The following is a 9,531-nucleotide window of genomic DNA, read 5'->3' as shown; positions in this document are numbered from 1 at the left end:
GAAACTTACGTTTCTATATTGCCTAGATAAATAGCGGATACATTGAATAAAAAAAGCTCAAGAATCTGTTTTTTGAATCTATGAGCCTAGAATACTATTGTCTCAGATTAAGGAAGAATATATTTGTTTTTTACCTCAGTTCTTTGTTATATGCTGGCTTTTAATTACCCGTAAAGAATACTTTTCCTTTTTCGGATAGTGTGTATTTATATATTTTTCCGACTTCTTTTTCTCTTTCGATTAAATCGTGAGTTTCATCTAGTTTTTTCGCTCTCCAACCAATTAGTTGACCTGAATAATCCACCTCTTGAGCTATATCTCTAGCATATAATTCCGTATCTGAGTTCTGCAGTTCCTTTAAGATTTTTACTTCTGGAACTGGTAACATTTTGCTTCGGTCTATTTTTGCTATTTGTTCTCTAATATCTTCTGCTAGAGTTTCAATAATTACTTCTGACTGGCATTTATTACATTTATAATTAGTAAACTCTAAAAATTTGAGGTCTTCTATTTCGAATTGTTTTTTACAATCAATATTTGAACAAATAATTCTTCTTGCGTTTGAAAGAAACTCTGTAATTAGCTTATTATAATTAAATGGTCTTTCTATAAAATATTTTCTGTATTTGGAACCTTTTGGTTTACCCCAAAAAATATTTTCTTTTTTACATAGACCATAATTTAAAGAGTAAATTGAAACAGGAGTTCCATCTTTATCACTAAGGTCATTATACTTGCTTATGAAAAAATTTAATTCCAAAGTCTTAAGGAAATCTTCAAATCTTGGGTCGAAATGAAAATGACTTGTAAAAGGCTCTTTTATAGTGTAGATAGAACCTTTTAAATCATTTGTCGTAATTCTACGCTTTATATCTTTTGATTTATTGATGAAAAGATTTAATAAGCTTTTTAACTGAAGAACTGAAATTTTTTCGTCAATTGAAATTAGTGAATGCGTTGTAGTTTCAAAAAAAGAGAATATTTTTTCATCATAATACCTTTGAGAAGCAGATTCAATATCACTTTTGGTAATTTTATTGTTATAAATTATTCTACTTTGATAACAATATGAAAGAATATATCCCAAAATTCTTGGTACATTCATCGAGGCGTTAAACAGCATCTCATAATAATTTTCAATAGAATTTTTTGAAGTGTCAAAAAAGGTCTCTACTGTTGAGCCAACATATTTATTGAATCTTTTCTCTAAAATTCTTTTGGTGAAATCGATAGCATTCGATTCCATTTTATCTCTGTCAAATTCTGAATATAAGTTGTAAAAATCCAAATTAATTGTGTCGATTTTTCCAGGGTCAATTTTACCATAATAAATTCTATTTGGATAAGCTGCAACCTTGAATTTAATGAATTCGTCAGACCAATTATTTAGTGGAGCAAGAATAACATCAACGAATGTAATAATTGATTCATCATCAATCTCTGAAAAATCATCCAACAAAATATAAAGATGTCTTATGTTTAATATTGATAGAGCCTCTTTGATACCAATAATTATTTCTTTTATTTGGAATACTTTAAGAAAAATATTGGAAAAATTATCTTCATTTTCAGATATTTTCTTCGAACCTTTTTTCCAATCAATTCCTGAATCTGTTCCAATACTACCTTTAATTCCATCTGCTCCAATTCCTGCTTCACCTTTGGCTCCTTTAACTGCTATATTCCGTTCTTTTGAGTTTTCGTTTGTAGTTTTTTGTGTAGTATTTATTTTTTGAAGTATAGGTATTTCTATATCCTCCAAATATTTATTATCTTCTATGTTGTTCTTTAATTCCGCTAATTTTTCTTTTACAGCTTCTACTTGGGTAACTCCAATTAATTCAAGTAGCTTATCAACTTTTGAGTCAAATTTCTTGGTTACTTCTAGAATTATAGCTGATAAAACATTTTGAATAAATGCTCTTTCCACTAAGTATTTTTCAAGAATTTCTGGCGATAATAGTTGTTCGACCCCATTTATTCTTGCAAGTTTTGTTTGGGAGGATTCATAAATCGTTTTAACATCAAGATAGCAAGGAAGATAACCTTTCATATCACGCAATTCCTGCTCTATTCTTAAAAAAATGGTTGATTTACCTGTTCCTTTTCTACCAATCAAAAAGGTTGTATTTTGCTTTAAAGATTTTTGTAAAATATAATCATTTGGTAAAAGGTCTGTATAGAGCTCTTTTAAAAGACTTCTTCCTCTAGTATCAATTAAGTCTGCTCTTCTGTATTTTTTTAAAGATTCTACAGCTTCAAAGAATCCATTGGTTTGTTCTTGATTATATTCCATTTTCTTGTTTTATTCAGCTTGCATATAACAATTGTATATGTACACAATTACACATATTCCGAAATAATCAGAAATATGTGTAATGTTTTTTTTAAGTGCACTAATATACCATTAAAGAATAAACCTACAATTATTAGCTCATATTCCATTACGGGAAACCATAATCACATAAAAATGTTTTACTCTAAGTAAGAAATGACTAAAATTAACCAACAAGCAGTCTATTTTTAATACGTTAAATGTGCTATAAATTCATTGGAAAATAGACAGTAATCGCAATTATATTATATTATATTGTATTGGAAAAAAATAATTTTTAAAAGGTAAATGGACTTATTTTATAACATAAAACCAGTTCATGGGAATGCGAAAAATACATACGATCGGACTCCCACAGGCGAAAAAGGTCATGCACCTGTCCGCGATAGCTTACAATCTCAAGAAGTACCTTAAACTGGAAAACAAACGCCCGAAAAGCGGGGCGGGGAAGCTTGCCTTTATTTATAAAAAGTATGGTTCAATTCGTGAAAAGCCTTTTTCAACTGCACCTGAAATTTAGGTTCAGCTTTTAACATGGCATAAAAAAAGCCCCTTGACAAGCCTTATATCGATAGTGATTATTTCTAATCATAGGATTGTGCAACGGTTACCGGTGTTAGCAAACGTTTTTTTCTATTTCATCAATTATTAATTGAATTTTCTTTTTTGATTTTCTTTTCATAAAAGGTCTGAAAATAAAATACATTCCAAATGCGAAAAGTGTAATTCCAAGGTAACTCAAAATTAATTCAAGGTGACTGTCTTTAATCTCTTCATAAATAAAAAATCCATATCCAATTGCTAACAATAGAACTGAAAATATTAAATGTAAATTTACTTTTGATTTTTCTTTATTGATGTCTTTGATTAAATCTTTAAGGAAATCGTTGTTAGACTTCAATTCGTTTTTAGAAATATTCTTTAATGATTTTAGCTTAAGAGCCAATCCTGATAAAAATCCTATTGAAATTAGAATTACTCCGAAACTGGTTGACCAATGTAATGGCTTGTGAAGAATAATAATCAAAACAAAAGCTATACCACATAAAACAAATGAAGAAGTCACTAAAAAAGCATTACGTTTTCTCTTGCGGTGGTATTTTTTTACAACATTTTGTATATGTTCTAAATTAGGAATATCCAAAGTGTTTTTGGAATTCCAAAGTTGTTTAATGTCTTCAAAATTGTCCATTCTCTTCGAATTTTTTGGTGAGTTTTGCTTTAATCCTATGAAGTTTCACTCGAATATTTGCGTGTGAAATCCCAATAATTTCCGCAATTTTTTCTTGCGAAACGTCTTCTAATGATAATGTGATAATTATTCTTTCCAATTCTGGAAGTTCAGAAATGTATTGGTGTAATCTTGATAGTTTTTCGTCTTCTTCAAAACTTGGTGCTACATACTTTAAATTTGTAGGAAGTTCTACAGTTGGATGAGAATTTTCTTTTTGAATTCTACGTAAACATTTATTAGTAGCTATTCTATAAATCCAAGTTCCGATGGAAGAGCGGTTTTCAAATTTTGCCAAATTTTGCCAAACGGAAATAAATGTTTCTTGGGTGATGTCTTTTGCCAAATCATAATCATTAAAATAGCCTAGACAAACACGAAATATTTTGGATGAATAGCTTTTATAAATTTCGTCAAAACCCATAATCTGAATAAATGAAACTTTGTTAAAATTGGTCTTTGACTAAGTTTATTAATAAATTATTGTTGTTTCGTTTGCATTCTATCTCTACGGATAAATATTAAAGCAATAATTTCTAATCCAATTCCAGTTCCCATCAATATACCCTTGTATAATTCCGTAATATGCCAAGAACCCATATGTTCAATGAAACTTGGAAGTACTACCATTAAAAGTCCTATTGAGATTAATGGAAACCATTTTGTTTTTCTTTTGTTGTACATTTTCTTAATTTTTATGTTTATACCCTTTAGATACAGGACTAAGTAAAATGTTACAGTTTAATGAGTGTTTTTTTATGTTTGCTAACTATTATATATGTACACCATTGCACATATCCCTAAATATAAAAAGATATGTACAATTGTAATTATTCCTTATTTCTAAATTTTTGGATTACTCCACCTCCTTCATCAACACCTCAATAGATTTCTCCAATTGCTGATCAGTGCCTTTTGCAATGACGTCTGGCTGATTTTTGACTATAATTTCTGGGTTGGTTTCGTTGTTTTCCATCCATTCGCCTGCTTTGTTTTTGGCACTTACAGGAACAACGCCCCAAACACCGCCGTTTGGTAAACGTTCCCAACCGGCAAAGCTACACGTACCCGGTACGGGCATACCAACGGTTTTACCGATCTTTAAATCTACATAGCCACTTGCAAAGCAAGAGCCATCACTGTACATAGATTCATTGAACATGGCCAAGGTTGGCTTTGTCCAACGAGAGGTTGGCTCGCCACCTACTACCCTATCCTCTGTTTCATACGATAGAAATGGTATACCGGTAAAGAACATTGCCAGATCTGCTACCAAGTCGCCACCTCCATTAAAACGGGTATCTACTATGACCGCTTTTTTGTCATTAAATTTCCCTAGCATTTCTTCATAAATAGTACGGTAAGGTCCGTCTGCCATACCTGGTATATGCACGTAACCCAATGTTCCGTTGCTCTTTTCCAGTACCTCTTTTTCATTGGCCTTTACCCATCGGTCATACAACAACCTACCTTCTTGCCTAAGTGAAATTGGCTTTACGGTAATCTGTTTCTTTTTGCCTTTTTCATCTACAACATCTAACAAGGTAAAATCACCTGCAATACGGTTTAAATAACGTGCTACGTCAGTAGAACTACCTATAGTTTCTCCGTTTATTTTTTGAATGACCATACCGGGTTCTATATCGAATCCCGATTTATCCAGCGGTCCGCCTTTAATGACTTCGGTAATCTTTATTCCATCACCTGTATGTTTATAATCCATAAAAATACCGAGCGATGCTGTTTGATCGCCGTTATCTATTTCATCTGAAAAACGACCTCCGGCGTGACTCACATTCAGCTCGCCTAACATTTCTGAAATCATTTCAGAGAATTCATAATCATTACCAATATGTGGCAGGTATTTCTCATATTCTGTACGTATAGCTTCCCAATCAATACCGTGAAAAGTAGACGTATAAAAGATTCCGTTGGTTTTCAACCAAATATGATCAAACATAAACTTGCGTTCTGCATCGGCATCCAACACCATTTCAGCTTTCAGTTTCACCGGTTCTTTTTTAGCTGCTTTTAAATCTATTTTAGAGATTTTCCCATCAGATAATAGAAATAGATTTTCCTGTTTGGCATCCCACTGTAACGCTGCTGATTTAGCGCCTAAGCCTATCAACATTTTTGTGCTCTTGGTACGTATTTCTGTTTCCCAAAGATTATAGTCTTTCTCAAACTTACTAATGTAATATAGCTTCTCCCCATCCTTAGAAAGTACGGCATCTGCCAATTTTGAGGAGTGTATGGTAAGCCGTGATTTTCTTCGGTCTACATCCTCCAAATCGAACTTTACCGCTTTCACTTCCTTTTTTTCGTCCTTTTTGCCCTTTTTCTTTTTATCATCATCATCATCGGCTCCTTCTTCTTTCTCTTTTTCTGCTGCTTCTATCATCTTCAATAAATCATACTCTTCTTTGGTATTATTGAATTTATCCCACGATTCTTGGGTCAAGAACATACTATATACATCGGTTTCAAAAGAACCACTGGTGGCATAACTTTTAAGTCCGTCACGGTTGGTAAAGTATATGATCTGACTGCCGTCATTTACCCATTTAGGTGAAAAATCATAATACCCGCTTTGGGTCAAGTTCTTACGCTGCTTGCCATCTTTTGAAATCAATAAAAGTTCAGAATTATTTAAGGAAACGCTCCAATCTACCAATAGCCACTTGCTATCTGGACTCCATTGGTAGTACTGATCACCGTCTCGCATATGAATAACTTCATTGGGAGTCAAAATGGTCGTTACCGCTTTTGTTTTTAGGTTCTTGACCTTCAACGTTCTTCTATCTTCCATATACGCCACATAGGTACTATCTGGCGAAAATTCTGGCAAGTAGATATCATTTTTTGAAGTCACCAGAGTATCTTCTTTAATTAAGGTCGACGCAAAGAAATACGGTTCTTCCGATCGGACTTTAGAGGACTTGAAAATGCTCCATTTACCATTGCGTTCACTTGAATAGGCTATAGATTTACCATCGGGCATGAACTGTACAAAACGTTCTTGCTCTGGGGTGTTGGTTATACGTTTGGTCAAAGAACCATCTACCGAGGTTACAAATACTTCTCCCCTACTTATAAATGCAATTTCCTTACCGTTGGGTGCAACATCCATTTCTTGAACACCACCGTTTACTGATTTATATGAAATAGGATTACTGTCTTCTTGTGTTCTAACTATTATATCTACTTTCTTAACACCTTCACCCGCTTTTAACGTATAAATTTCGCCATCGTAACCAAACGCCAACGTATTATCTCCAATACTTAAAGAGCGAACCGGGTGGGTCTTAAAACTAGTATGTGCTGCAATTTCAGGTGCTCCCGTCAATGACATTGAAAAGATATTAAAAGTACCTTCTTGCTCACTTAAATAATAAATAGCACTACCATCTTTTGAAAATACCGGATTACGATCCTCCCCTTTAAAACTTGTTAGTTGTTTATGTTTTCCGGTGGATGGGTCATACGACCAAATATCTCTGGTAATGGCAGATGTATGATGCTTTCTAAATTCGTTTTCATATCCTTTTTTATCGTGATACACCATTATGGATCCATCCGCATTAACCTGCACATCTTCTACGGGAACGGTCAAAATTTGATCTACCCTTCCGCCATTTGCGGGCACACTATACAATTCTGGCTGGGAAGCTGTTGGATACTGCCTATGTTCGGCAATATCTAGTCGTGATGCTCCAAACAAAACGGTTTTATCATCGGCAGAGAAGCTATAGGGCTTCTCATCGTTACTATGATAGGTCAGTCTTGTTGATGGTCCGCCTTTGGCATCCATGATAAACACATCAAAATTGCCATACCTGTTTGATGTAAAAGCTAATTTCTCACCGCTTTTACTCCACACGGGAGCGTAATCATGAGCGGAATGATAGGTCAACTGATTTGCCACTCCGCCGTTAGATGGCACCGTAAATACGTTTCCTTTATACGTAAATGCAATGGTGTTACCATCGGGAGAAATGGCTGGGTAACGTGCCCATTTAGGATTTGTTTGTGCCGTAGATACATACGTTAGGCATACCGCCAAGGCGATTAAAAAGGAGTGTTTCATACGTTAACCGAGTTGGTGTTTAGTGTGGTTGAAAGATAAGAATTACAATTGTTTGCCGCAATCTATGTGTAATCATTGGTATGCTTTTCTATATACTTTGCCAAAACCGAACAAATCTGTATAAATTTACTATTACAAATGACTATTAGAATAACAAATTGAAAGAAGAAGAAAATTACTGGACGCAGCGTTATAACGAACACCAAACAGGTTGGGATATTGGCTACCCTTCTACGCCCATTAAAGAATACGTAGACCAATTGACAGATACAACAATTCATATTTTAATACCTGGTGCCGGAAACGCATACGAAGCGGAATACCTGTGGAAAGCAGGATTTAAAAATGTGCATATTCTAGATATCTCTGAAATTCCGCTGAAAGAATTTAAAAATAGAAATCCTGATTTTCCGCATGCAAATATGCACCAAGCAGATTTCTTTGAGTTCAAAGGTCAATATGATCTTATTCTAGAACAGACTTTTTTCTGCTCTTTTATACCTACCGATGACAATAGAAACGCCTACGCCAAACACATGTCTGAACTACTAAAACCAAATGGAAAGCTTGTAGGGTTATGGTTTGATATTCCATTAACCGACGACATGGCGAAGCGCCCTTTTGGCGGCAACAAAGATCTGTACACCAACTATTTATCAACCTATTTTAAAACGATCACTTTCGATCCTTGTTATAATTCGATTAAACCGAGACAAGGGAAGGAACTGTTTGGAATTTTTGAGGTTCGTTGATGGGTTGTTGTCCGTTGTCCGGTCAGTTCGAGTGAATTTCGAGGCACGAGAAATTAGTATCGAGAACCTTTACGTGTACCAAAGTTCTCGATACAACTTTTTGGTTTTCGCTATGCTTCAACAAAAAGCCACTCGAAGTGACAGTATTACCTTAAAGACAAATAGTTGCATAAATTCAACAGATTGTTACTGCCAACTGATTACTGGTACTGCCCACTGATACTGCTAACTGAAAACTGAAAACTGGAACTGCCTACTAAAAGCGCAAACTAACAAGTAACCGAACCACTACTTCTCCTTCGCTCAGTGACCTAATTATCATTTGTCAGTTCGAGTGAATTTAGAGGCAGGAGAAATTAGTATCGAGAACTTTTACGTATACCAAAGTTCTCGATACAACTTTTTGGTTTTCGCTATGCTTTAACAAAAAGCCACTCGAAGTGACATTCTTATAAATGAAATGTTATCCTAAGCGCAGTCGAAAGGAATGCAACACAAAATAAACAGATTGCCACGTCGCGAAAAGCTTCTCGCAATGACGTTCTTAAAACTGCCAACTGTTACTGTCAACTGATTACTGATACTGCTAACTGAACACTGAAAACTGAAAACTGAACACTGAACACTGAACACTGAAACTGCCTACTAAAAACGTAAACTAACAAGTAACCGAACCATTACGTCGTTACCGCTCAGTGACCAAATTATCATTTGTCAGTTCGAGTGAATTTCGAGGCAGGAGAAATTAGTATCAAGAACCTTTTTGTGCACCAAAGTTCTCGATACAACTTTTTGGTTTTCACTACGCTACAACAAAAAGCCACTCGAAGTGACATTCTTATAAATGAAATGTTATCCTGAGCGCAGCCGAAAGGAATGCAACACAAAATAAACAGATTGCCACGTCGCGAAAAGCTCCTCGCAATGACGTTCTTAAAACTGTCAACTGTTACTGTCAACTGATTACTGGTACTGCCTACTGATACTGAACACTGAACACTAAACACTGAAACTGCCTACTAAAAGCGCAATCTTTCAAGTAACCGAACCACTACTTCTGCTCCGCTCAATCCCCTAATTATCATTTGTCTAGTTCGAGTGAATTTCGAGGCACTAGAAATTA

6 protein-coding genes and 1 pseudogene are annotated in these 9,531 nt (G+C 34.6%); 2 read left to right on the top strand and 5 right to left on the bottom strand.

All coding sequences use genetic code 11. The features are described 5' to 3' along the window. Positions 1-160: 160 nt before the first annotated feature. Positions 161-2,296: a winged helix-turn-helix domain-containing protein gene (locus BW936_RS19055; protein ID WP_076551434.1), complete on the bottom strand. Its 2,136-nt coding sequence runs from the start codon at positions 2,294-2,296 to the stop codon at positions 161-163. A 352-nt stretch (positions 2,297-2,648) separates the two neighbouring features. Here BW936_RS19055 and BW936_RS20240 point away from each other — a divergent pair. Then, positions 2,649-2,780 (top strand): annotated as a pseudogene (locus tag BW936_RS20240) (transposase); the annotation flags it as partial. Between the two features lie 171 nt (positions 2,781-2,951). On the opposite strand, the gene BW936_RS19045 reads toward BW936_RS20240, so the two are convergent. The 4 genes from BW936_RS19045 to BW936_RS19030 form a co-directional block, all read right to left on the bottom strand. Next, complete coding sequence (locus BW936_RS19045) at positions 2,952-3,527, bottom strand: hypothetical protein (RefSeq protein WP_076551432.1); 576 nt, start codon at positions 3,525-3,527, stop codon at positions 2,952-2,954. Beyond that, positions 3,514-3,990 carry an RNA polymerase sigma factor gene (locus BW936_RS19040; RefSeq protein WP_076551431.1) on the bottom strand — a complete coding sequence of 159 codons (477 nt, stop codon included), beginning with the start codon at positions 3,988-3,990 and terminating at the stop codon, positions 3,514-3,516. Before BW936_RS19040 ends, BW936_RS19045 begins: the two co-directional genes overlap by 14 nt. A gap of 56 nt (positions 3,991-4,046) precedes the next feature. Further along, complete coding sequence (locus BW936_RS19035; RefSeq protein ID WP_076551429.1) at positions 4,047-4,250, bottom strand: hypothetical protein; 204 nt, start codon at positions 4,248-4,250, stop codon at positions 4,047-4,049. Positions 4,251-4,422: 172 nt separating this feature from the next. Further along, positions 4,423-7,656, bottom strand: a complete 3,234-nt coding sequence (locus tag BW936_RS19030) for a S41 family peptidase (RefSeq protein ID WP_076551428.1) — start codon at positions 7,654-7,656, stop codon at positions 4,423-4,425. A gap of 158 nt (positions 7,657-7,814) precedes the next feature. Between BW936_RS19030 and BW936_RS19025 the strand changes: the two genes are divergently transcribed. Further along, a complete protein-coding gene (locus BW936_RS19025; protein ID WP_076551426.1) occupies positions 7,815-8,408 on the top strand; it encodes a methyltransferase domain-containing protein in 594 nt (197 codons plus the stop codon). Positions 8,409-9,531: the final 1,123 nt, after the last annotated feature.

Origin of the sequence: Maribacter ulvicola, assembly GCF_900155985.1 — a bacterium.
Taxonomy (GTDB): Bacteria; Bacteroidota; Bacteroidia; order Flavobacteriales; family Flavobacteriaceae; genus Maribacter; species Maribacter ulvicola.
Note: the sequence above shows the minus strand (reverse complement) of the source record. Positions and strands in the feature narration are given on the sequence as shown.